General features: G+C 59.5%; 15 protein-coding genes. All 15 read left to right on the forward strand.

Translation table 11 applies throughout. The features are described from left to right. Nucleotides 1-474: FtsX-like permease family protein (locus VNM72_10425; protein HXF05814.1), on the forward strand; the 474-nt coding region annotated here is incomplete at its 5' end. A gap of 296 nt (nucleotides 475-770) precedes the next feature. Continuing rightward, a complete protein-coding gene (locus VNM72_10430; protein HXF05815.1) occupies nucleotides 771-1,802 on the forward strand; it encodes a LacI family DNA-binding transcriptional regulator in 1,032 nt (343 codons plus the stop codon). Nucleotides 1,803-1,805: 3 nt separating this feature from the next. Then, the gene (iolB, locus tag VNM72_10435) at nucleotides 1,806-2,645 is read left to right on the forward strand and encodes a 5-deoxy-glucuronate isomerase (GenBank protein ID HXF05816.1); all 840 of its coding nucleotides are present in this window, start codon (nucleotides 1,806-1,808) and stop codon (nucleotides 2,643-2,645) included. A gap of 120 nt (nucleotides 2,646-2,765) precedes the next feature. Continuing rightward, on the forward strand, nucleotides 2,766-3,779 hold the full coding sequence (gene iolC, locus VNM72_10440) for a 5-dehydro-2-deoxygluconokinase (GenBank protein HXF05817.1): 1,014 nt from the start codon (nucleotides 2,766-2,768) through the stop codon (nucleotides 3,777-3,779). Between the two features lie 15 nt (nucleotides 3,780-3,794). After that, entirely contained in the window at nucleotides 3,795-5,657 is a 1,863-nt protein-coding gene (gene iolD, locus VNM72_10445) for a 3D-(3,5/4)-trihydroxycyclohexane-1,2-dione acylhydrolase (decyclizing) (GenBank protein HXF05818.1), read from the forward strand. Nucleotides 5,658-5,779: 122 nt separating this feature from the next. Further along, nucleotides 5,780-6,679 carry a creatininase family protein gene (locus VNM72_10450; GenBank protein ID HXF05819.1) on the forward strand — a complete coding sequence of 300 codons (900 nt, stop codon included), beginning with the start codon at nucleotides 5,780-5,782 and terminating at the stop codon, nucleotides 6,677-6,679. 138 nt (nucleotides 6,680-6,817) lie between these two features. Next, on the forward strand, nucleotides 6,818-10,156 hold the full coding sequence (locus VNM72_10455) for a TonB-dependent receptor (GenBank protein HXF05820.1): 3,339 nt from the start codon (nucleotides 6,818-6,820) through the stop codon (nucleotides 10,154-10,156). A gap of 194 nt (nucleotides 10,157-10,350) precedes the next feature. Then, nucleotides 10,351-13,050, forward strand: a complete 2,700-nt coding sequence (locus VNM72_10460; GenBank protein ID HXF05821.1) for an NEW3 domain-containing protein — start codon at nucleotides 10,351-10,353, stop codon at nucleotides 13,048-13,050. A gap of 116 nt (nucleotides 13,051-13,166) precedes the next feature. After that, complete coding sequence (locus tag VNM72_10465; GenBank protein ID HXF05822.1) at nucleotides 13,167-14,828, forward strand: tetratricopeptide repeat protein; 1,662 nt, start codon at nucleotides 13,167-13,169, stop codon at nucleotides 14,826-14,828. Nucleotides 14,829-14,880: 52 nt separating this feature from the next. Beyond that, complete coding sequence (locus VNM72_10470; protein ID HXF05823.1) at nucleotides 14,881-16,269, forward strand: amino acid permease; 1,389 nt, start codon at nucleotides 14,881-14,883, stop codon at nucleotides 16,267-16,269. Next, on the forward strand, nucleotides 16,260-17,255 hold the full coding sequence (locus tag VNM72_10475) for a carbohydrate kinase family protein (GenBank protein HXF05824.1): 996 nt from the start codon (nucleotides 16,260-16,262) through the stop codon (nucleotides 17,253-17,255). Before VNM72_10470 ends, VNM72_10475 begins: the two co-directional genes overlap by 10 nt. Nucleotides 17,256-17,257: 2 nt before the next feature. Next, nucleotides 17,258-18,664: a 6-phospho-beta-glucosidase gene (locus tag VNM72_10480; GenBank protein ID HXF05825.1), complete on the forward strand. Its 1,407-nt coding sequence runs from the start codon at nucleotides 17,258-17,260 to the stop codon at nucleotides 18,662-18,664. Between the two features lie 123 nt (nucleotides 18,665-18,787). Beyond that, on the forward strand, nucleotides 18,788-20,266 hold the full coding sequence (locus VNM72_10485; GenBank protein ID HXF05826.1) for a CoA-acylating methylmalonate-semialdehyde dehydrogenase: 1,479 nt from the start codon (nucleotides 18,788-18,790) through the stop codon (nucleotides 20,264-20,266). A gap of 590 nt (nucleotides 20,267-20,856) precedes the next feature. Then, nucleotides 20,857-24,186 carry a TonB-dependent receptor gene (locus VNM72_10490; GenBank protein ID HXF05827.1) on the forward strand — a complete coding sequence of 1,110 codons (3,330 nt, stop codon included), beginning with the start codon at nucleotides 20,857-20,859 and terminating at the stop codon, nucleotides 24,184-24,186. A 205-nt stretch (nucleotides 24,187-24,391) separates the two neighbouring features. Further along, a partial coding sequence (locus tag VNM72_10495; protein ID HXF05828.1) for a hypothetical protein occupies nucleotides 24,392-24,588 on the forward strand: 197 nt, incomplete at its 3' end.

Here is a 24,588-nt window from a genome sequence, read left to right on the forward strand (position 1 = left end):
ATCGTTGACTGGAACGAGTTGGGCGCGATCATCACAAATCTGGGATTAGGGTTGAAAATCATCCTCGCCGTCATCGGGACGCTCACGTTGAGTATTGGAGCCGTCGGCGTCATGAACATCATGCTCGTGTCGGTGACCGAACGCACGCGAGAGATCGGCGTGCTGAAATCGCTGGGCGCGCGGCGACATCATATCCTCGTGCAGTTTTTGCTCGAAGGGCTGGCATTGACTCTTATCGGCGGAGTCGTCGGCTTTCTCGTGGCTGCTCTGCTGGCCCGCCTCATTGGTCAACTGCCCTTGCTTGGTCCGATCTTCAAGGACACCTCAGGCATCGGAGACATCAGGCTGGGGATTTCCTACTCTGCTCTGGTGGTTTCGAGCGCAATCCTGATCTCGGTCGGTGTGGTTGCCGGGATGATTCCGGCCATCCGGGCCGCGCGGCTCGATCCTGTGGAAGCTCTGCGCAGTGAGTAACCGGTGCCGGAGGTAGCTCTGAAGGGTCCCCTGACCGGTCCCGGTGGGAGGTTTCGAGCCGGAGGGAGGAAGGGGGTTCTGCCCACGTGTGCAAAATTTAACTTGACAATGGCAGCAAGGTGGGTAAGATAGCGCCCGAAGAGCAACGTCATCAGGTGAGGGAGAGCAGGAAGTAATCTCATCTGATGGGGAGAAGGGACGTGCTCTTCGGCAACGGCTGATCGTTACACTCAGGCAGCGAGGGGGCACTAACCGGCGATGTAAAAGTCCCCCTCGCTGCACACGTGTGCAGGACAATGGCGGGGGTCTCGATCAAGGATATCGCGCGCGCGGCTAATGTCTCCCACTCGACCGTCTCCCGGGCTCTGCGTAATAGCCATCTGGTCAGCCGCGAAACGGCCGAACGCATCCGCCGCATCGCCCATGAAATGGGCTATCGCCCCAGTGCCGTCGCTCGCAGCCTTGTCACTCAGCGCACCAAGACGATTGGCGTCGTTGTCACCACCATCGCCGACCCGTTCATCGCCGAAGTCGTCAGCGGCATCGAAGAAGTCGCCAACGATCACGGGTACTCGGTCTTCCTCGCTAATTCCAACGCCGATCCCGCCCGCGAGATCAAGGTCGTTCACTCGTTTCACGAACGGCGCGTTGATGGCATCCTGGTGACGGCCTCCCGCGTGGGGGCGCTCTATCTGCCCGTCCTCAGCGAGATGAAGGTTCCCATCGTGCTCATTAACAACCAACATCCGGATGAGTTCGTTCACTCCGTCCTCATTGACAACATCACTGCCAGCCGGGAGGCAACCGAGCACCTCATTCGGCTGGGCCATCGGCGAATCGCCTACATTGGAGACCAGTACGGGTACCAGTCGGATACGGAACGGTTCGCCGGTTATCGCCAGGCCCTGGAAATGGCCGGGCTCGATTTTCTCCCGGAACTCATCGCCCACGGGGATGGCAAACCCGAGGGAGGAATGGCGGCGATGGAAAAATTGCTTGCGCTGCCCGAACCCCCGACGGCCGTCTTTTGCTACAACGATATGTCAGCGCTGGGAGCGTTGCGCGTCATTCGCAGCAGGGGACTACGGGTCCCCGATGATATTTCCCTGGTGGGCTTTGATGACCTCTTCATCGCGTCCTACACTAATCCGCCGCTCACAACGATTCGGCAGCCCAAACGGCAGATGGGACGAATGGCGACAGAAGTTTTACTCAAGCTTCTGGCGGGAGAAAATTCCGCAACGCACATTCAGGTCAAAGGCGAGTTGATCGTTCGAGAATCAACAGCACCTCCACGATCACCCGCTTCACATTCCGAGCGAGGCTGACTCATGCGCGATCTCATCCTGAGACCGAGAACGCATCCCACGGACCAGGGAGAGTTACTCTCCTTCACGGCCGAGTCAGTGGGATTTGACTTTCTGAGCTTCCGAGTTCACCGCTTCGCGCCCGGCCAGTGCTACGAGGGTGACACGGGGGAGTGTGAACTCGGCCTGGTTGTCCTCGGCGGTCGGTGTTCCGTCGAATCGAACGCGGGCTCATGGAGCCATATCGGTGGTCGCGCACACGTCTTTGATGGATTACCCTTTGCCCTCTACCTGCCCGTTAAGACTTCTTTCACCCTTACCGCTGAGTCGTCGTCGGAAATCGCGTTTTGTTTCTGTCGGGCCCGGGAGCGCTATCCCGCGCGGCTCATCCGACCTGACGACGTCGAAGTTGAAGTCCGCGGCGGTGGCAATGCAACTCGTCAGATCAATCACATCATCACCCCTGAATTCCCGGCCGACCGGCTGCTCATCGTGGAGGTCTACACGCCCAGCGGTAACTGGTCGAGCTATCCGCCGCACAAACACGACGTGCATAACCCTCCTTATGAAGTTGACCTGGAGGAAATCTACTACTATCGAATCCATCGGCCGGAAGGCTATGCTATCCAGAAGGTTTACACTTCTGATCGTCGCCTCGATCTCACGCTCACGGTTCGTGACGGCGAAGTGGTCCTGATTCCCGAGGGGTATCATCCGGTTGTGGCTGCGCACGGCTATGATGTCTACTACCTCAATGCTCTGGCGGGCAGCGCCCGATCAATGGCGGCGTCAGACGATCCCGACTACGCCTGGGTTCGCCAGACGTGGAAGGAAAAGGACCCACGCGTGCCGCTGGTGAGGTGAGAAGAACTCCGGCAGTAAAGCTGACACGCGCACAGGATCGCCAACGGGGATGCTCGCAAACGGAAAGCGACCGATCATGAGAAAAAGTTTTAACCCGTGCCATCTTTTGAAGGAGCTTTAATGTCCGATCGCACCTATGACATCCTCGCCATGGGGCGCAGTTCAATAGACCTCTATTCTCAGGACATTGGCGCGCCGTTTGTTGCCATCCGGGGTTTTGCGGCCTATGTCGGTGGCTGCCCGACCAATATCAGTGTGGGGACGCGGCGGCTGGGATTGCGATCGGCCCTTCTGACGGCGGTCGGCAACGATCCCGTGGGGGATTTTATCCTCCACTTCCTGGAGAGCGAAGGCGTCGAAACTCGGTTCATTCCCCGAAAGCCCGGACGTCGCACAAGCGCCGTGGTACTGGGTATCGAACCTCCGGACCGTTTCCCACTCGTTTTCTATCGAGACAACTGCGCCGACATCGAACTCACCATTGACGACGTCGAATCAGCCCCCGTGGCTCACAGTCGCGTTCTCGTCATTACGGGGACGGGCCTGAGCCGTGAGCCCAGTCGGAGCGCAACCTTCTTTGCTGCCGAACGCGCGCGGGCACATCAGGCCACCGTATTTCTGGACCTCGATTGTCGCCCCGATCAGTGGCATGACATCCGGGCCTATGGTGTCACGATTCGAGCGATTCTTCCGCTTGTGGATATCGTCTGCGGAACGGTCAATGAAATGAAGGCCGTTGCCGTGAGGGACCCGGGCCGACTTCGCATCGCGGAGTCGCAGGTTTCTGAGTTTCGGGTGGAGGGGGATCTGGAGGAAGCGATAGCCCTTTTGCTCGGATTTGGCCCGACGGCGGTGATCGTCAAGCGTGGCCTCGACGGAGCGAGCGTTCATCTCCCCAACGAGGAAACCATCGTCGCTCCTCCCTTTCCTGTCGAGGTGGTCAATGTCCTCGGTGCGGGAGATGCCTTCGCCAGTGGGTTTCTCTACGGGTATCTCAAGGGATGGGACTGGTATCGTGCCGCCCGCATGGGTAATGCCTGCGGGGCAATCGTCGTCACCCGGCACGGCTGCGCCAACTTCATGCCGTATGAGCACGAAGCGCTGGCGTTCATCGCCGAACGTGGAGGATTCTAGAGGAGGCAAACCAGGATGAAGACGCGACGGCTGACGATGGCCCAGGCGCTCGTGGCGTTTCTCAAGAACCAATATGTGCAGCGCGATGGTCGTGAGATTCCCTTCTTCGCCGGCATGTGGGGGATTTTCGGCCACGGCAACGTTGCCGGCATCGGCCAGGCGCTCCAGCAATATCCCGAGTTTCGTTTCTATTTGCCCCGAAACGAACAGGCGATGGTTCATATTGCTGTGGCTTTTGCCAAGATGAACAATCGGTTGCGGACATTCGCCTGTACGTCTTCAATCGGGCCGGGAGCAACCAACATGGTTACGGGAGCGGCGACAGCCACGATCAATCGGCTTCCTGTGTTGCTGTTACCGGGCGATATCTTCGCCCGGCGACAAGTGGCGCCGGTTCTCCAACAGCTCGAATGGGAGCACAGTCAGGATGTTTCGGTCAACGATGCGCTGCGTCCGGTCTCTCGCTACTGGGATCGGATCAATCGGCCGGATCAGCTCCCTTTCGCATTGATGGAGGCAATGCGGGTGCTCACCTCACCGGCGGAGACGGGAGCCGTGACGCTGGCCCTGCCGCAGGATGTTCAAGCTGAGGCCTGGGACTATCCGGAATCGCTGTTTGAAAAGCGAGTCTGGCATATCCCCCGACCACCGGCCGATCGCGAGCGCTTGTGCCGTAGCGTCGGCTGGATTCGAGAATCGAAACAACCTCTGATCATTGCCGGAGGCGGGGTCATCTACAGCGAGGCGACCGCGGAACTGGCCCAACTTGTCGAGCGCACGGGTATCCCGGTGGCCGAAACGCAGGCCGGCAAAGGTTCCCTCCCCTTCGATCATCCGCAGAACCTCGGCGCCATTGGTGTCACGGGGACTCCGGGGGCGAACATTCTCGCGCGCGAAGCCGATCTGGTCATCGCTGTAGGAACCCGGCTGGGAGATTTTGCCACGGCGTCCAAGACGGCATTTCAAAATCCCCGGGTGAGATTTATCGCCATCAATGTCGCCGAGTGGGATGCGCACAAGCACGCGGCCTTGCCGCTTGTGGCCGATGCCCGATTGACGCTTCAGGAGCTGACCGCAGCCTTGACCGATTATCATGTGTCAGGCGACTACGCCGCGCGTATCGCCCGGTACAAACAGGAGTGGGAGGCGGAAGTCGAGAGGCTCTTTGATCTGCATCATGGACCGCCGATGGCGCAGAGCGAGGTCATCGGAATCGTCAATCGTTTCTGCCAGCCACGTGATGTCGTTGTCTGCGCGGCCGGGAGCTTGCCCGGCGATCTGCACAAACTGTGGCGCACGCGCGATCCCAAAGGGTATCACCTCGAGTACGGCTACTCCTGCATGGGCTACGAGATCGCTGGCGGGTTGGGGGTGAAAATGGCCGATCCGTCACGAGAGGTCTATGTGATGGTCGGCGATGGATCGTACCTCATGATGTCCTCGGAGATTGCCACAGCGATTCAGGAGAACATCAAGCTCACCATCATCGTTCTGGACAATCACGGTTTCAGCAGTATCGGCGGATTATCACAGGCGCTCGGCTCCGGAGGATTTGGCACGGATTATCGCTGCCGTCATCCCGAGACGGGAATGCTTGAGGGGGATCCGGTGCCCGTTGATTTTGTTGCCAACGCATCGAGCTTGGGCGCACACGCCATCCGCGCTACGACCCGGGAAGACCTCCAGCGGGCGCTCGAAGAAGCTCGTGGATGTGACCGAACTACGGTCATCGTGGTGGAAGTAGATAAAGAGGTGCGTGTGCCGGCCTATGAATCCTGGTGGGATGTTCCCGTGGCTGAAGTCTCCGAAATGGAGTCCGTGCAGCGGGCCCGCGATGCCTACGAAAAAGCCGTGACCAAAGAGCGGTTTTTCTTCTAAAGCGGGGGGGAGACGGCCACGGCGTTTCGGGGCTTTTATAAACGACTTTGCCGTTGCCAGCGGAGAGGATGCAACCGGCTGATGGAGCATGAGGGCCATCGGCTCTTGAAGAGAGGATCGCCATGAATAAAGAGGTCGTCGAAAGTCGGCGGCGGACCGTGGCATCACTGATCGCGCTTCCGGCGATGATGCTGGGGGGAATCCCCGCACGTCGCCGACCGGAGGCTCGTCAACCGGAACAACGGGCGACAGAGCCCGAGCGCGAGTTTGTGCGGATCACCGGCTACCGCCTCGACGAGCATGTTCGAGAGTCCCAACTCGCGCTGCTGCCTCTGGGCAGCATCGAGTACCACGGACCGAGTGGTCCGCCGATGACCGACAGCATCATTGCCGCAGGTCTAGCCGAGCGCGTGGCTCCTCGGGTGAAGGCGTCCGTCTTTCCTGTCGTCATGTTCTCTCACTGCCCTGCTCATACGGCACAATTTCGCGGAAGCGTCTCGATCCGTCCCGAGGTGATGACGATGTACCTCGCCGACATTCTTCGAGGGATCGTCGCCAACGGATTCCGTCGCGTTTTTTTGCTCAACGGACACGACGGCAACATCGGCCCGGCGCGAATGGCCATGTCACAGGTGACTGCGGATATTCGCGAGAGCCAGATGATGCTGGTGAACTGGTGGGAGACGTTGCCGACGCCGCTTGTTGAAAGTCTCCGCCTCTTCACTTCGGGAAACGGAGGTCACGGTCACGGTGGCCCGCTGGAGCTTTCGGTGGCGGCGGTGTTTGCGCCCGCGAGCGTCGAGGCCGGAAAGGGGCCTGATCTCCCGGCGCTAACGCCGCTCATCGAAGGAGTCCCCTTCTACCTGGAGAAGAGCCAGGCCGAGAACTGGCCCGGATACTCCGGCAAACTCAGCGAAATCTCCCGCGAAAAGGGAGAAAAGTTAGTCGCTCTGGCTGTCGAGAAGCTTTCGACTCTTATCGAGGAGTGGATCAAGAAACCAACCCATCCCGGGAGCTGGTAGATACAATGGGCCTGATCTCTACGTCATTTGGTCGAACCGTGTGTCCCTGAGATTTTCAGGGTGGCCGATTATTGCCCGCTGCTTTGGCAGCGGAGTCGCCCTGATAGTCTCGAACATCTTGAACTAAGGAGGGGGATTATGATCACGACGCTTGAGCAATCCACTCGACGTGGGAGAGGTCTTCGCCTTCTGGCCGTGCTGTTGGCGCTTGTGGTCGGAAGCGCGACCGCACTGGCTCAAATTAACACCGGGGTCATCGTCGGGACGGTGACTGATCCATCCGGCGCGGTGATCCCGAATGCGGAAGTCACCGTCACCCACCTCGAATTGCGCACGACGATCAAGGTGGTGACCGATGCTAATGGGAATTTCATCACGCCGGCTCTCCGGGTGGGACCCTACGAGATTCGTGTGCAGGCGCAGGGGTTCCAAACGGCCGTTCGCTCCCGCGTCGAGCTGCACGTGCAGGAGCGATTGCAGGTTGATTTCAGTTTGCAACCGGGGCGCATCACCGATGAGATCGTGGTGACGGAAAGCGTTCCCATTCTTCAGACCCAGAGCGCCGATGTGGGAGCTGTGGTCGAGCAACGGCGCATTGTTGATCTGCCGCTTGATGGCCGTCGCTACTCCGATTTGATCTTACTGGCGGCGGGAGCGATTCCGGCTCCCGGAACGGGCAATCCCCGCGAGGCGCGACTCAACGTCAACGGAAACTTCTCGCTTCAGAATTATTTTGCCTTGAACGGGGTGGACAACAATTCCTTCTCGACCAATGCCCAAGAGCGCAGCCCGCAGGTGGCACAACCACCACCCGATGCCCTGCGCGAGTTTCGCGTGCAAACGCGGACCTACTCGGCGGAGTTCGGGTGGTTCCAGGGAGCGGTGATCAATGCGGAGATTCGGTCCGGCAGTAACGATGTCCACGGCTCCGCCTGGTGGTTCCATCGAAACGATAATCTCGACGCCAATGATTTCTTCGCCAACGCTGCGGGTCTGAAGAAAGGCGAGTTCCTGCGCAATCAGGCGGGATTTGCCATCGGCGGACCGATCATCAAGGATCGGACGTTCTGGTTCGCCGACTATCAGGCGCTGCGGCAGCGCAAGCAGATCACGCTCACGGGGACGGTCCCCACAGCGGCGATGCGACAGGGAGATTTCAGCGCCCGACCGGTCCTGACGGCTCCGCCCTCTTTTCTGGCCGTGCAAGCGCCCTGCGTGACGCCGCCCAATCGGCTCAATCTGAATGCGACGCGCACCGATGGGCTTCCCTGCGCCGATCCAGTAGGAGTGAAACTCGCCAGTCTCTATCCCCTGCCGAATGCGCCCGGGATTTCGCCCTTCACCTTCATCTTTGCCCCGAATATTCCCACCAACAACGATTCGTTTGATGTGCGACTGGATCACCGGCTCAGCGATAAGGACACGATCTTCGGTGTGTATGATTTCTTCGATGAGCGGGCGTTGATCGAACGCGGACCGTTTCCCAACCCTCTGGCGACGGGTGGATTCAGCGCTAACAGTCAGGTTCGGGGTCAGGTCTTAGCTCTCACCTGGGATCATGCCTTCCGGCACAATCTGCTCAATGATCTCCGACTGGGCTTCAATCGCATCAAGAGCGTGTCCGAACCGCTGGCACCGAAAGGGAGTGTGGCGGCAGAATTCGGCCTGAAGAACGCCCCCAATAACGAGTTCGTCTACGGGCTGCCCTGGATTCGCGTGGCCGGTTACAGTGCTCTGGGCACATCGGGCTGGCGACCGCAGTTTCAGGTGTCGCAAGTCTACCAGGTGCTCGATAACCTCTCCTACATCCGCGGCTCCCACTCCTACAAGATGGGCTTCGAGTACAAGCGGCTGGTGAACAACTTCCTCGATGTGCGTGCCCCTCATGGGGAACTGGCGACGCCGACGTTCTATGTAGGGGACGGATTCGCCAATCTCCTTCTCGGCAACATCAACTTCCAGCAAACGACAACGCCGCTCGTCATCCACAACTATATTGACGGATATATGTGGTACGTTCAGGATGAGTGGCGGGTCCGACCGAACTTCACGCTGACCTATGGCGTGCGCTACGAGTATTTCACGCCATTTCTTGAACGAAATCGCTTCACCACCAATTTCGATCCATCCGGCGGAGGACGCCTGATTACGACGGCACCCAACCCCTTCCCCCCGATCCAAAAGATCACGGGGGACGGCATATTCGAGCGGGCGCTGGTACGGCCCGACCGAAATAATTTTGCGCCGCGCCTCGGTTTCGCCTACACGCCCACGGACCGCATCGTATTGCGCGGAGGCTTCGGCATCTTCTACCAGGTCATGGATCGCATCGGGAGCGAAAGCATCCTCCAGTTGAATCCTCCCCACGTGATTGATGTGAGCATCACGACGGCGGCCAATGCTCCTCCGCTGCTTCAACTGCGGGATGGATTTCTCCCCTCCCCGACGACCGTTGATGTGACGCGGCTTCAGCTTCGCACGCGGGATTTCAACGAGCGGTCGCCGTATTCGCAGCAGGTGAGCTTCGGACCCCAATTTCTCATCGCCAAGGACCTGTCCGTTGATGTGTCATTCGTCGGCAACTACAGTCGAAAGATTCGCAAACTGCGGAACCTCAATCAGGGGCGCATCGTGACTCCGGGAGTGGGACCGGTGGTCATTCCCTATCCGAACTTCTGCACGACGCCCGGGCAGTTGCCCTGCGCATTCATTCAGTGGCTGGGGACGGACGGAACGGGAAATTACAACTCCCTCCAGGTGACCGTCAACAAGCGACTGTCGCGGGGCTTCGCCTTCAACGCGGCCTACACGTTGGGGAAGGCTCTGGGCAATGTCATGGACAATCTCTCGGCAGGTCTCAGCGGGGGATTCCCCGTGACGCCGCAGAACGCCCATGACTTGCGGGCGGACTACGGACGGATGGTCTTTGACCAGAGACACCGGTTCGTGCTGAACTTCGTGTGGGAGTTGCCCTTCGGACCCCGGCAGCCGTATCTGAATCAGGGCGTGCTGGCCAAGATTCTCGGTGACTGGCAACTGAACGGGATCATCAGCTCAACCAGCGGTGCGCCCTTGACCATCACGGCTCCGGACCGCAGCAATACGGGCGGCGGCCATCAATCGCGTGCCAACTGCATCGGACCGGCGCGGCCGCCGGGATTTAAGCCGACGCTCGCCAGCTTCTTCGACCGGAACGCATTCGCTCAACCCGCTCCCTTCACCTTCGGCAACTGCGGGGTGGGAACGATCAGCTCCTGGGCCTTCAACAACTGGGATGCCTCACTGTTCAAGAAGATTCGCTTCACCGAGACGCATTACCTGGAATTCCGCGTCGAGTTCTTCAACCTCACCAACACGCCGCAGTTCGCCGGACCGGACACGAATGTGGCCAGCGGAAACTTCGGGCGCACGACCAGTTTGCGGAATCCGGAACGGGCGGCACGCGAGATTCAACTGGGGTTAAAGCTGTATTTCTGAGCGACTGTGCAGAAGGGTCGGGCAGTGTTGGGGGGCGTCTGCCCTCAACACTGTCGGAAAAGGGGCGGGACACCACCTGCCTCACACTCCTGTACAGTTCCATAACACCGGACGAGCGAAGGATCGCCCGAAGGAGCGGCGGCGACCGTCGGGCACGGACGTCGGGTGCTCCTGACCGGAAGGAGGAAACTACGATGAAGAAATTCGCAAGTAGTCTTCTTGCCCTTGGTCTTCTCTATCCCCAGCTCTGGGTGCGTGACACGCGGGCTCAGGTTCGGGAGGTCATCGAAAATCAGAATGCGGCGGCTGTCTGGCAGGCGCTCAAACGGCTGCGCACGACGGTCACCGTCCTTCACGTGACGGCCCACCCGGATGACGAAGATGGGGCGCTGCTAGCCTGGCTCAGTCGGGGCCAGGGCGTGCGAACGGGGCTTCTCACGCTCAATCGCGGAGAAGGGGGCGCGAATCTGATCGGACCGGAACTCTTCGACGCTCTGGGCATTGTCCGCACCGAGGAGCTTCTGGCCGCCGGTCGCTACTACGGAGTGGACCAGTTTTTCACCCGTGTTGTTGATTTTGGCTTCTCCAAGCGGCTGGACGAAACCCTGGAGAAGTGGGGGCGCGAGACGGTGCTGCGCGATGTCGTGCGCGTGATTCGTCTCTATCGTCCGGACATCATCATCTCTCGCTTTCAGGGCAACGCGCAGGATGGTCACGGCAATCACCAGACGGCTGGCGTCATGAGCCAGGAAGGATTTCGCGCGGCGGCCGATCCCAATCGTTTTCCTGAACACTTCCGCGAAGGACTTCGTCCCTGGCAGGTGAAGAAGCTGTACACGGCGCCGTTCTCGTTGCGCCGGGGCGGTCAGGCCGCTCAATCGGACGCGCGCGTTCTGCGGATTGATACGGGCACCTATGACCCCCTGCTCGGTCGGTCCTACCGGGAGATCGCACGAGAAGGTCTGAGTCACCAGCGATCTCAGGGAGCCGGATCAACGCGGGTGCCGCCGGGTTCGGGTTTTTCATTTCTGCGGCTCATCGCCAGCACAATCCCTTCGGGCGAGAGCGAAACGAGCCTCTTTGATGGGCTGGACACAACGCTCGTGGGCCTGGCTCGACTGGCCCGTCCGACGCTCGATCTGACAACCGACCTGGCCGAGCTTCAGGATCTGGTTGAATCAGCACTCGGCAGCTTCGATGCCCGCCGGCCCGAAGGCGTCGTCCCGTTTCTCACTGCCGGGTTGAGGAAGACCCGCGCGATCATTGAGAAAGTGCGACACTCGTCCCTCGATGCCACGGCTAAAGATGAACTCCTTTTCCGGCTGGGCAACAAAGAGAACGAATTTGTGGATGCCATCAATAAAGCCCTGGGTCTGGCAATGGAGGTGCTCGTAGATCCGACAGTCTCAGCCGAAGAGAACCCCTTTTTCCAGCCGCGCGAGACGTTCGCCGTGGCAATCCCGGGACAACAGTTCACGCTGACTGCGACGGTCGTCAACCGCAGCCACGTGCAGATTGAACCTGTGGAAATGACCCTGCGCACGCCGCCCGGTTGGCGCGTGAGCAAACGGCGGGAGGAGATCGGGCCTCTTGGCTACAACGGTCAGGCACGCACTCAGTTTGAGCTGACCGTGCCGGACAATGCCGAATACACCCGACCTTACTGGTCGCGCGAATCGGAGTACCATGATGCCGTTTACACCATCCACAAGCCGGAATACCTGAATCTTCCCTATGCGCCCCCGGATGTAATGGGCGTCTTTCGCTACCGGATTGATGGTGTCGCAGTCTCTCTCGAGCGACCGGCACAGACGGTCTACATGGACCGTCCATGGGGGGAACAACGTCGCCTGCTCGTTGTCGCTCCGCCCATGAGCGTAACGATCTCGCCACGCATCGGGGTCATTCCCCTTGGCACTCGAACCTACACCGTCCGCGTGGAAATCCTCAACAACGTCAAGGGAGCCGCCCAGGCAAAGGTTCGGCTGCGACTGCCCGAGGGATGGACAGCGTCGCCGGCAGAAGCTCCGGTGGCGTTCACACACGAAGGGGAGATCCAGGCTGTGACATTCCGTCTCTCGATCCCCCGCACGGAAGCGGGAAAAAGTTACACGGTCGAGGCGGTGGGCGAATACAAAGGCAAAGAATATACGGAAGGCTATCAGGTCATTGTGCATCGTGATCTCGAACCCCGCCATCTGTATCGCCCGGCCAAGGCCGAACTTCGCGCAGTTGACGTGAAGGTCGCTCCCGGTCTTCGGATCGGCTACATCATGGGCGTCGGAGATAAAGTCCCTGAGTCTCTGGAACAGATCGGGGTGAAAGTCGAGATGCTCGGCGAGCAGGAACTGGCTACGGCTGCTCTCGACCAGTTCGACGCGATCATCATCGGCATTCGCGCCTACGCCGTGCGCGATGATCTGAAGGCCTATAATCGCCGACTCCTCGATTACGTCGAGCGGGGCGGCAACCTCATCGTTCAGTACCAGACGCAGGAGTTCGATGCCGCGCCGTTTGGACCATTCCCCTACAAGCTCGGGCCACGCGCCGAAGAGGTCTCCGAAGAGGATGCTCCGGTAACCATCCTCGATCCCGCGAACCCCATCTTCAACGCGCCGAATAAAATCACGGCGCGCGATTTCGAGGGCTGGGTCGAGGAGCGCGGATCGAAGTTTCTGTCGGAGTGGGATGAACGGTATAAGCCGTTGCTGGTGTGCAACGATCGGGGCCAGGAGCCGCAACGAGGAGGATTCGTCCAGGCTCGGTATGGGCGTGGCACCTACACCTATGCGGCCTACGCATTCTATCGGCAATTGCCCGCAGGGGTCGCCGGAGCCTATCGTTTATTCGCCAATATGATCAGCCTGAATCGGGTGCAGCGGCAAAAGTCATAGGTCGAGTAAGTATCGTGAAAATCATCGGAACAACGTCGGCTCCTGGAGGTCCTCCACCTAGCCGGAAGAGAGGAGGAGGACGCGACATCTTGACTTCATGCCTGTCATCAGAGGGGATGTCAGATGCGCGATTCCTTCTCCATTTCAACCTGGCGACCTGTGTGATGGTCGGTCTGGCCGTCTTGGTTCCGCTGGAGAAACCGCTCACCACTCATGCGGAAGGGAGACCACCTGTCGTTCAGTCACAACGGGGAAACGAGGCTTTCTCCCGTGAACGTTCTGGCGCACGGGCAGCCCGAAGACCAGGCGGCGCGGCGTCTCTTGATTCTCTCCGAGCGGCAGTGCGTAAGACGCCGGATTCTGCCGAAGCCCATCACGCACTGGGCATTGCGCTGGGTGAGGCCGGAGAGCTGGACGAAGCGATTGTTGAACTGGAAACGGCATTGCGATTGAAGGCGGACGATCGAGAAACCCTTTACAACCTCGGCCAGACGTATCTCAAACGAGCGACGACCGCGAAAGCGATTGACGAGCGAAGATCAACCACTGATTTCGTGCGGGCTCTTGATCTTTTGCAGCGGGCCTGGCATTTGGGATTCGTCAGGCCGGAAATTCACACACATTTGGGGACCATCTATCTTCACACGGGCAATATCGCCGCCGCGGCTGTTGAATTTCAGGAGGCGATTCGCCTGAATCCCCGGTCGGCGGAAGCCTACAACAATCTCGGCACGGCGTTCGTTCATCTGGGAAGACTCGATGACGCCCTCGGGGCGTTTCGCAAGGCCGTCGAGCTGAATCCGGGACTCGTCGGAGCCCACCTGAATCTTGCCCAAGCGATCGAACACCGCTATGGGGGATACACGCCGGCGGTCGTTTCGGAGTGGCGATCGGCCGTGCGACGAAATCCTCGATCAGTGGTGGCCCTCATCCATTACGGCCATGCGTTACAGATGACGCAACGCTTTCCGGAAGCCGCCCGCCAGTTTCGACGGGCGCTGGCCCTCCAGCCCGATTTAGCGATTGCGCATTACTACCTCGGTCAGACACTACGCCAGCTCCATGATCTTGAGGGAGCCGAGCGCCACCTCCGCCAGGCTATTGGTTGGCACCCGGAGGATCCTGCGTTTTACACCGAACTGGGATTGGTTTATTTTGACCGGGGGAACTTGACCGAAGCCGTGGCAGCTTTACGTGAGGCGGTTCGCCTCAATCCGAATAGCAGCCGGGCCACTTATGCTCTCGGTCGAGCGCTTTCCGCTCTCGGTCGCTCAGAGGAGGGAGCCGTGTTTCTCGCCAGGGCTCAGGATTTGCAGCGCTTTCAGAAGGCCAGAGAAAATGCCCAGGCGGAGATCGCCGAAGGACTGACATACCTTCAGCGCGGCGAGCTTGACGTGGCAATTGATTCCCTCACACGAGCACTGAAGGAGTGGCCTGATTCTCCCGAAGCGAACTGTTATCTTGGAATCGCTCTCGCGCAGAAGGGCGACAGCACCCGCGCCCGCCAGGCTTTCCAGACAGCGCTTCGGCAGGCGCCCCTCAACGGCGAGATTCGCTACAACTACGGCCTCGCATTGCTTCGTTGGGGCTTGATTGATGACGCCGTGCGGGAGTTCCAGCAGGCCGTTCGCGTGAAGCCGACCGATGGACTTCTTCGCTGCGCTCTCGGAAAGGCCCTTCTCCTACAGGGTAAGACCTCGGAGGGAGAGCAAGAACTCAAGCGGGCCCGTGAGCTGGGCGCGTGTTCTTCCTCCGAGCGCCAAACCAAACCGAACTGAATGACGATGAAATTTTTCTCTGATCGAGAATGAAGACGTCAGGAAGAAGACCGTGGACGATAAAGCGACACCGATAGCGAAAGATACATCGCTTGTTCGTGGCGTGGGTCTGCTTCAGGCGACGTCGGCGAACATGCTCAACATGATCGGAATCGGTCCGTTCATCACAATTCCCATCATGATCGGGACCCTTGGGGGCCCTCATGCGATGATCGGCTGGATTCTGGGAGCGATCATCTCCATGTGCGACGGGCTGGTCTGGGCCGAGCTGGGAGCAGCCATGCCGGGTTCCGGGGGCCCCTATGTGTACCTCCAGCAAGCTTACGGACCGGACCGACTCGGACGGTTGATGAGCTTCCTCTATATCTGGCAGACCATTTTTATCGCGCCGCTTTCGATTGCCTCCGGTGCGGTGGGGTTTGCGCTCTACACGAAATATTTCTGGCCGACGATGACGCCATGGGAGACGAAACTCATGGCTGCCGGATTGTGCCTGTTCGTCACGGCCCTTCTTTATCGGGATATTCGCGGCGTGGGCCGTTTGGCTGTGGGCCTGTGGGTGGTCGTGATGCTCACGGTGGCGTGGATCGTTATCTCCGGCCTCATTCACTTTCAGCCGCGGTTGGTGATGGACATTCCACCGGATGCCTTTCGGCTGTCGAAGGATTTCATCGTGGGTCTTGGCGGCGCTACGCTCATCGCCATGTACAGTTACGGGGGGTACTTCAACGTCTGTCTTTTCGGCGGCGAAGTGAAGGATCCCGGGCGAACGATTCCCCGCTCGATTTTGCTGGCTATTGTCGTCGTCGCGCTACTCTATATCACGATGAGTGTCACGATCATCGGCGTCATCCCCTGGCGCGAGGCCATGCAAAGTCCTTCCGTCGTCTCCGATTTCATCGAGAAGATTTACGGCCCCTGGGCGGGCAAGCTCGTCACCGGTCTGATCCTGTGGACGTCGCTCGGGTCGGTCTTCGCCATCGTGCTTGGATACTCGCGCGTACCTTATGCAGCGGCAGTGGACGGGCGGTTTTTCAAACCCTTCGCCCGAGTCCATCCGACGAAGCGATTTCCGTCCTTCTCCCTGGTGACGATCGGAGTCACGGCGGCGCTCGCCTGCTGGTTCACGCTCGACGAGATCATCAAGGCACTGCTCGTGATCCAGATCATCATCCAGTATATTGCCCAGGTGATTGCCGTCACCATGATACGACGTTTCCGTCCGGATATCGAACGACCGTTTCGGATGTGGCTCTATCCTCTGCCGAGCCTGATTGCACTCGGAGGATGGTTATACATTTTGCTTTCGAGCGGGCTTCCCTTCATATTCGCTGGGCTGACCCTGCTGGTGGTAGGAATCGGCGCGTATCTGTGGCTGGCACACCAGCAAAAAGAATGGCCCTTCGCACCGGTAGCCGTCCCGGAGGTCTCATGGCACTGATGACGGGCAAGGAATGGGACGTCGTCACTGTCGGGGATATTTTCATTGACCTTGTGATGAGCGGATTTCCCCGCTGGCCCCGACCGGGGGAGGAGGCCTTTGCCTCGACGTTTACTCGAGAGGTCGGAGGGGGCGCGGCGATTACCGCTTGCGGGCTGGCTCGACTGGGATTGCGCGTCGGTATCCTCGCCGTCGTTGGGGCTGAGGATGGGGAATGGGTCATCAAGCGACTACATCAACAGGGCGTGGAAACAGACCTGATCCGGCACGATCCCGAGGAACCCACTGCCCTCACCGTCAGCGTGTCCTCGAGCGAGGACCGCGCATTTTTCACCTATGCCGGCGCTAACCGCCGCCTGACGGAGGTACTTGGCGAGGACGAGGCGCGCCGGAGTCTCGCTCGGGCACGCCACGTTCACCTGGCCTGCGCTCTCGATCCCGGTGCGCTCGTAGCCCTGAGCCGCGATTTCCACTCCCGCGACTGTAGCGTGTCGCTCGACATCGGGTGGCACGAGTCCTGGCTGCGCGATCCTCGAAGTCTGGACGCCTTGCGGGAAATTGATCTTTTCTTTCCCAACGAGCGGGAGGCTCAGTGTCTGACTGGAGAATCTGAACCCGAAGCGATACTGCGGGCGTTGGCGCGCGCCGGTCTTCCTGCCGTCGCACTCAAGCGGGGCCCGGCGGGAGCCGCGCTCCTCTATCAGAACGAGCTGTATTTCGTCGAGCCGTATCCGGTCATCCCGATTGATACTACGGGCGCCGGTGATTGTTTCGATGCGGGATTCCTGGCGGCATGGCTCGGAGGCGAATCACCCGAGCGGTGTCTCCGTCGGGCCAATATCTGCGGCGCACTCTCCACACGCCGCCTCGGGGGTATTGCGGCCTTCCCCACACCCGAGGAGATTGATGCCGCGGGGCTCGCCGAATCCTCGCAACAACGAGAAGGCGAGACGGTCGGTCGGAGACACCTCACGAGGAAGGGGTAATCATGAATCGGAAGGGAAAAATTGCCGTAATTGGCGGTGGTGGATTGCGGACCCCCCTGCTGCTTTACGGTCTCGACCAGGTTCGGGAGACTCTCGGGGTCCGGGAAGTCGCCCTCTTTGATCCTGATCGTGACCGACTCAACGTCGTCGCTGCTCTGGGTGAAGAGATCCTTCGTCAGGCGAAATCCGACATTCGCATCACTCGACACGCGCAGCTTGAGGATGCCATCACCGAAGCGGATTTCATCGTCATCAGCATCCGTGTGGGAGGAATGGAATCACGGGCGCGAGATGAGCGCTTGGCCATTGAACACGGCCTGGTCGGTCAGGAAACGATCCCGCCGGCGGGACTGGCGATGGCCCTGCGAACGATCCCCGTCATCCTGCGCCAGGCGGAACTCATCGAGGAGCTGAACCCGACGGCCTGGATCATCAACTTCACCAACCCGGTGGGGATCATCACCCAGGCCATCACCACGCGAACGAGTCTTCGGGTCATCGGCGTTTGCGACACGCCGATGGAGTTGTTTCACCGCATTGCACAGGCGCTCGATCTGCACGAGGGTGATATTCAGTGTGACTACGTCGGATTGAATCACCTCGGCTGGGTCTCGGATGTGCGCGTCGGCGGCGAGAACGTGATGGCCCGCTTGCTCCACGATGACAGGCGGCTGGAGAAGCTCTACCCGACAAAGCTTTTCCCCGCGGAATTCATCCGACGGCTTGGGCTCATCCCCAGCGAATACCTCTTCTTTTTTTACGCTCGCTCGCGCGCATTCGACATGCAGATGGAGGCGGGAACAAGCCGGGCCAGCGAGCTTGTTGAATTGAATGACGATCTCCTGGCCACACTGCGCACAGCATTCGTTCAGGGCGAAAAGGAGAAGGCGGTGGAGGTCTATCGTCGTTATCTGCGCCGTCGGTCATGCTCCTATTTGAAGCTGGAAGCGGAGGGGCGGTCGGCCTTCCACGTGTCCGAGGGTGAAGGGGAAGACCCCTTCGAAGCCGCAACGGGCTATCATCGGATCGCTATCGAAGTGATGACGGCACTGGTCGGATCAGAGCCGAAACGTCTCGTTGTGGATGTCAGCAATCGCGGAAGCATCGCAGATCTGGAACCAACGGATGTTGTGGAAGTACCCTGCCTTATTGATAAGAACGGGGTGCAACCGGTGGCTGTCGGTCGCCTGCCGGAAAAGGTGCGCGGGCTCGTTCAGTCCGTCAAGACTTACGAACGCCTGGCGATTCAGGCGGCCGTCGAACGAGATGAAGGCCTGGCGCGGCTGGCGCTCACGGTTCATCCTCTGGTAGGCCAATGGGCGCTTGCCGACAGAATCATCTCCCGGATGCTGGAGGACAATTCCCTGCATCTGGGCTATCTGACGTCAGAACGCGAACGCGTCCGATGAAAGGGTCCTTGCCCTTGGGGCACGCTGATTCCCGGCGTCGGCGGCGAATCGCTCGACGCGCACGGGTTTTTTGAGTCCCCGTCGGGCTTCCGGTGGGAGCCGCGGGGGGTAAGGAGAATCATCATGACGAGCAATAATGTCCTTGCAAACTTCATCAATGGACAATGGCTGCCGGCTATGGCGACAGACACGCTCGATGTCGTCAACCCGGCGACGGGTGAAGTGCTGGCGGCTGTTCCGCTTGGAGCCGAGGCGGATGTTGGCAGGGCGGTCGAGGCGGCTGCCCGCGCGTTCCCGGAGTGGCGTCGCACGCCGCCCGTCGAACGCGTGCAATATCTCTTCAAGCTCAAGGTCTTGCTCGAAGAGAACCTTGATGAAATCGCCCGCCTTATCACAATGGAGAACGGAAAAACGCTCGTCGAATCCCGCGGTGAATTACGACGGGCCATCGAAAATGTGGAAGTAGCCTGTGGCATCCCCACTCTCATGCAGGGATACAATCTCGAGGACGTGGCTTCGGGAATTGACGAGCACATGATTCGTCAACCGATTGGCGTCGTGGCGGCGGTGACTCCGTTCAATTTCCCCGTGATGGTTCCGCTCTGGTTCCTTCCTTACGCAATTGCTTGCGGAAACACCTTTGTGCTGAAGCCGTCGGAACGGGTACCGGTGGCCATCACCCGCGTCTTCGAACTGCTGGAGCGAACGGGCTTGCCCGCGGGCGTGGTCAATCTCGTTCACGGGGCGAAAGCGGCGGTGGATGCCCTGCTCGATCATCCTGATGTGCGGGCGGTCAGTTTTGTGGGTTCCACTCCGGTGGCACGCTATATATACGCCCGGGCTGCTGGCGCGGGAAAACGTGTTCAATGCCAGGGAGGAGCGAAGAATCCGGTCGTGATCATGCCCGATGCCGATATGGAAATGGCGGCCCAGATCGTCAGCGAGAGTGCCTTTGGCTGCGCCGGGCAGCGTTGTCTGGCCGTTTCTCTCGCCCTCCCGGTGGCCGAAGCGCGGCGCACGTTTACCGAGGCGATCGCCGAGCGGGCGCGATCTATCCGCGTGGGCTACGGCCTGGAAGATGGCGTGCAGATGGGCCCGGTCATCACGCGAGAGAGCAAGGCGCGCATTGAGGCTCTGATCGCCCGGGGAGCCAGCCACGGTGCACGCCTTCTGCTCGATGGCCGTGGGATCGTCGTCCCGTCTTACGAAAGGGGTAATTTCATCGCCCCGACGATCCTCGATGGATTGCCTCCGGAAAGTGATCTGGCAACGACGGAAATCTTCGGGCCGGTACTCAGCCTCATTCACGTTCAGGGTCTGGACGAAGCCATCGAATTGATGAACCGCAATCCCTACGGCAATATGGCTTCGATCTTCACGTCAAGTGGAGCTGCCGCCCGCAAATTCCGTTCCGAGGTGATGGCGGGCAATATCGGAATCAACATCGGCGTCGCCGCTCCCATGGCTTTTTTCCCTTTCAGCGGGTGGAAAGACAGCTTTTTCGGCGTTCTTCACGGCCAGGGACGCGACGCTGTCGAGTTCTACACGGAAAAGAAAGTCATCGTCGAACGCTGGCCGAAGGAATGGTCGCGCATTTTTTAACCAAAGTTTCAGCTCGATTTCAGATTGTTCTTAACCCGGGCGGCTACGCTTTAACGTGTGCACACGGGGCAATGAAGCGATGAGGGGGATTTTGAGTCAGCAGCGGTGCCCGGTAGTTCCACGCAGGACCGCGGCGATTCATCAACGGATAAGGCGTCCCGGGGAATCGTCAAGTTGCTGGGCGTCTTCATCTGGCTGCGACGATCATCGCGTCATTCAAAAGGCGATTGATGCTGAATTCTGGAGATTTCGGCCAGAGGCCCAGGGGGCCCTGGCTGAAACGGGGCCAAAGTGATTTCACCGTTGTTCATGAGAAGGACCATTGATCGGGGTCGCGCAGGTGCTCATGCGGGGAGTTCTTGCGATGGCGGTTGCAGCTCGTCTTGTCATCGGATCACCCGAACTCGCGCTCGTCCTACGGCTGGATGGCGTTTGCGCACGCGCAACATCCATTCTGCTACTGTGGCCCGCCCGGATGTCACTTTGGCCCCTTCGTTAGAAGGATGGCTAGCAGCCTTCAGGAAGGAGGGAGGTCACCTCGCCTGAATGACTTTTCAAGCGACCATTTTTTGCAATAAGGAGGAAGACGTATGAGAAAACTCATCACGGCAGCATGCATCGGTACTCTCCTTTGTTGCCTGAGCGTTGTAGGCTCCGCTCAGGTTCACACGGCCAGTTTGACGGGACTGGTCACAGATCCCGCTGGAGCGGTTGTCGCAAGTGCACAGGTCAAAGCCAGGAATAAGGCCACGAACGTGGAATGGGAAACGACGACTGATGCCTCGGGATATTACACCTTCGCCAGCCTTCCCATCGGCACCTACACCATTACGGTGGAGGCTCAGGGTTTCAAGAAATCCGTCCGCGACAATGTGATCCTGGAGGTGGCTCAAAAGGCGCGCATTGATTTCGCGCTGGAAGTCGGAGCTGTGGCCGAAACCGTTGTCGTTGAGGCGAGCACGCCGCTGCTCGTGACCCAGGAAGCCTCGCCGGGCAAAGTGGTGGAAAACCGCATGGTGCTCGATCTCCCGCTGAGCATCCGCAATTGGGATGATCTGCTCGGACTTGTCGCCGGTGTCCAGGGTGACCGCTACACGGAAGAAGGCGGAGGGACAGCCGCCGGACGCACCGGAGGAGTCAACGTTCATGGCGTCCGCTCGCTCCAAAATAACTTCGTGCTCGATGGTGTGGATAACAACTCGATTTCCACCAACGTCCAGGAGCTGACGACGCAAATTGCGCGACCCTCGGTTGACTCTATTGATGAGTTCAAAGTGACCACGAATCCCTATTCGGCCGAGAACGGACGCAGTCCCGGCTCGCTCATCAGCGTGACGACGCGCAGCGGCTCCAATGTCTTTCACGGCACGATCTACGAATTCCACCGCAATCGCGTCTTTGACGCCAACAATTTCTTCCTCAATCGCACCGGACAGAAAAAAGGACAACACATCCAGAACCAGTTCGGGGGGAACATCGGCGGTCCGATTGTGAAGGATCGCGCGTTCTTCTTCTTCAACTACGAAGGCACACGCATCCGCAAAGGGACGACACGCTTGGCCAATGTTCCTCTGCCCAACGAACGTCGGGGGGATTTCTCCGCGGCAGCAGCCGCCGCCAATCGGACCACCTACGCTCAGCTCATTGACCGCGTGGGCGATTGCGTGGGAGCGGGCAATCCCTTCCCCGATAACAAAATTCCCGAACGGTGTCTTGATCCGGTGGCGCAGCGGATCCTCAGTCTCGTTCCCCTGCCTAACATCGTTCCCGCGACGGGACCGCTCAACGTCAACAACTATGTTCGCGTGCCGACGATCGAGGATGACACCGATAGTTACACCGTGCGGGGCGACTGGCACCCCAATCCCCGCAACACGATCTTCGTTCGCTACACTTATTCGGATCGCTTCCGGTTCGTTCCCGGAGCATTTGGCGGGATCATTGACGGCACCAGCACGTCGGCTTTCGGGCGACTGTTCATGAAGGCTCATTCGGCGGCGATCGGCTGGAATCGCCTCATCGGCAGTCGGGCCGTTAATGAGTTCCGCATTGGCTGGGGCCGAAATGATTCAACCGGCGTGCAGGATCCCTTCGGATTGAACACGCTGGCCGAATTCGGGATCCGCGGCGTTCCCGACAATCCGATCTATAGCGGCGGATTGCCGGGCATCAATATCAGCGGACGCGGTGGAACGCCGACCATTGGCGGGACGACCAGCGGAACGACGCGACTCGGATCTCCCGACTTCCTTCCCAAATTCCAGAAGACGAACCAGTTCCAATGGCTCGATACCGTCAGCCTCACCTACGGCGCCCACCAGATGAAGTTCGGCGTGGACATTCGCGGCCCAATGCGGAATATCTACCTCGATGTTCCGGGTCTGCGCGGGACGTGGAATTTCGATGGTCAGCGTACGGGCATCGGCCTGGCGGATTTTCTGCTCGGATATCCGTCCGGGGCGCAACTGTCGAATCTCGCCATCGTGGATGCGCGGTACAAGATGTTCTCGTGGTTCTTCCAGGACGACTGGAAAGTGACGCCGAAACTGACGCTCAATCTCGGACTGCGCTACGATTTCGCCACCTGGCCGTACGAGGGGGCCGACCGGATGACCAATTTGAATCTGACGACAGGTCAGGTCTTCACGCCGGCCAATTCCCCCTTCGGCCGGAGTCTGGTGAAATCCGATAAAAACAACTACGCCCCGCGGCTGGGCATTGCCTATCAGATTATGCCGCGCATGGTGCTGCGTACCGGCTACGGTCGGTTCTTTATGTTGTTTGAACGGGCGGGCAGCGAAGACCAGTTGGGGTTGAATCTGCCCTGGCTGGTCAATAACGTCGTTGCCGCCACGACGACCAATACCACAGCCAATAACATGCGCGTGCGCACGGGCTTCAACCTCTCGCTCGATCCGAGTGCCGTCAACCCCGTAACCGTGCGATTGCGCGCGGTTCACCCCGAGTCGGTCATGCCGGTGGTGGATCAGTGGAATTTCGGTTTCCAGTGGCTGCTGCCGGGAGATTTCGTGGCAACCGTGGATTACGTGGGAACCAAGGGAACCCATCTGTCGGTATTGCGCAATCTCAATCAGCAATTCTTCAACCGCGATGGCACGGGGACCGGAATTATTCCCTTCCCGGCCTTCGGGCCCATCGAGTTCCGCGAGAACATGGGTAACTCGATCTATCACGGCGGGGAACTGACGATTGAGAGGCGCTTCCGCCAGGGATTCTCCTTCAACCTGGCCTACACGTTCTCCAAGTCCATTGACCAGGCCATGGAGCATCTCTTCAGCGGGGGCTCGAACAGCTTCATGCAGAATGCGCGTGATCTGCGGCAACAGCGCGGACGCAGCGACTTTGATTACCGCCATCGGTTCGTGGTGAGCTACATCTACGAAATCCCCTTGGGCAAGGGGAAAAAATATCTGACCGATGGAGCAGCGTCTCACATTCTTGGAGGCTGGCGTATTAGCGGTGTGACCAACCTGCGGTCGGGACGCCCGTTCACCGTCTTCGCCAGCGCGAATAACAGTCTCGTGGGCAATCGCGGCGGTCTGGCCAATGCCCTGGCCGATTGCCTGCGTGACGGAACGCTGCCCGAGGATCAACGCACGGTAGATCGCTGGTTCGACATCACCGCCTACGCCGTGCCGACACCGGCGAGGCTCGGCACCTGCGGGCGGAACACGCTCGACGGTCCCGGCCTGGTGAACTTCGACTTCGCCCTCGCGCGCTCCTTCGATTACTTTGGCGAGAATCGCCGGCTCGAATTCCGCTGGGAAATGTTCAACCTCTTCAACACGCCCCAGTTCGGACTGCCGGGAAACAACCGGTCGAGCGGTGATGTGGGACGAATTTCGTCGCTGGCAGGTGATCCTCGCGTCATGCAGTTTGCGCTGAAGTTTTACTTCTAGCCGGGGAGTTCCCGGTTGATGGCAATCGGTGCGTGGAGACGGCTCTTCCCTGATTCACCGTCGGGGAGTGCAAAGACGAAGGGGAAGACAGTCGTCTCCACGCGATTTCCGACGCGGCCGTCCAGCCCCCCGAGGCGGCCGTTGCCTTTGCGAACTGTATTAGTGTCCGTCAGTAAATGACGGAATGTGTGAGCATGTACTGGATATGCGACGAATAGAAGTTCTGGGTCATGTTCTGCTGCTGGCAGGGGTGTGTGGTCTCAGCCTACCGCATGGTATGAAGGCACAGGCGCCTGTCCCCGAACGCTTTCGTGAGATCGTTCTCGAAGGAATCGTGACCTCCGCCGATTCCGGGAAATACCTCGTGCGCGAGTTCACCGTCCCGGAAGACACGATCCGACT

The organism is Blastocatellia bacterium (assembly GCA_035573895.1).
In the GTDB taxonomy this organism is placed as follows: Bacteria; Acidobacteriota; Blastocatellia; order HR10; family HR10; genus DATLZR01.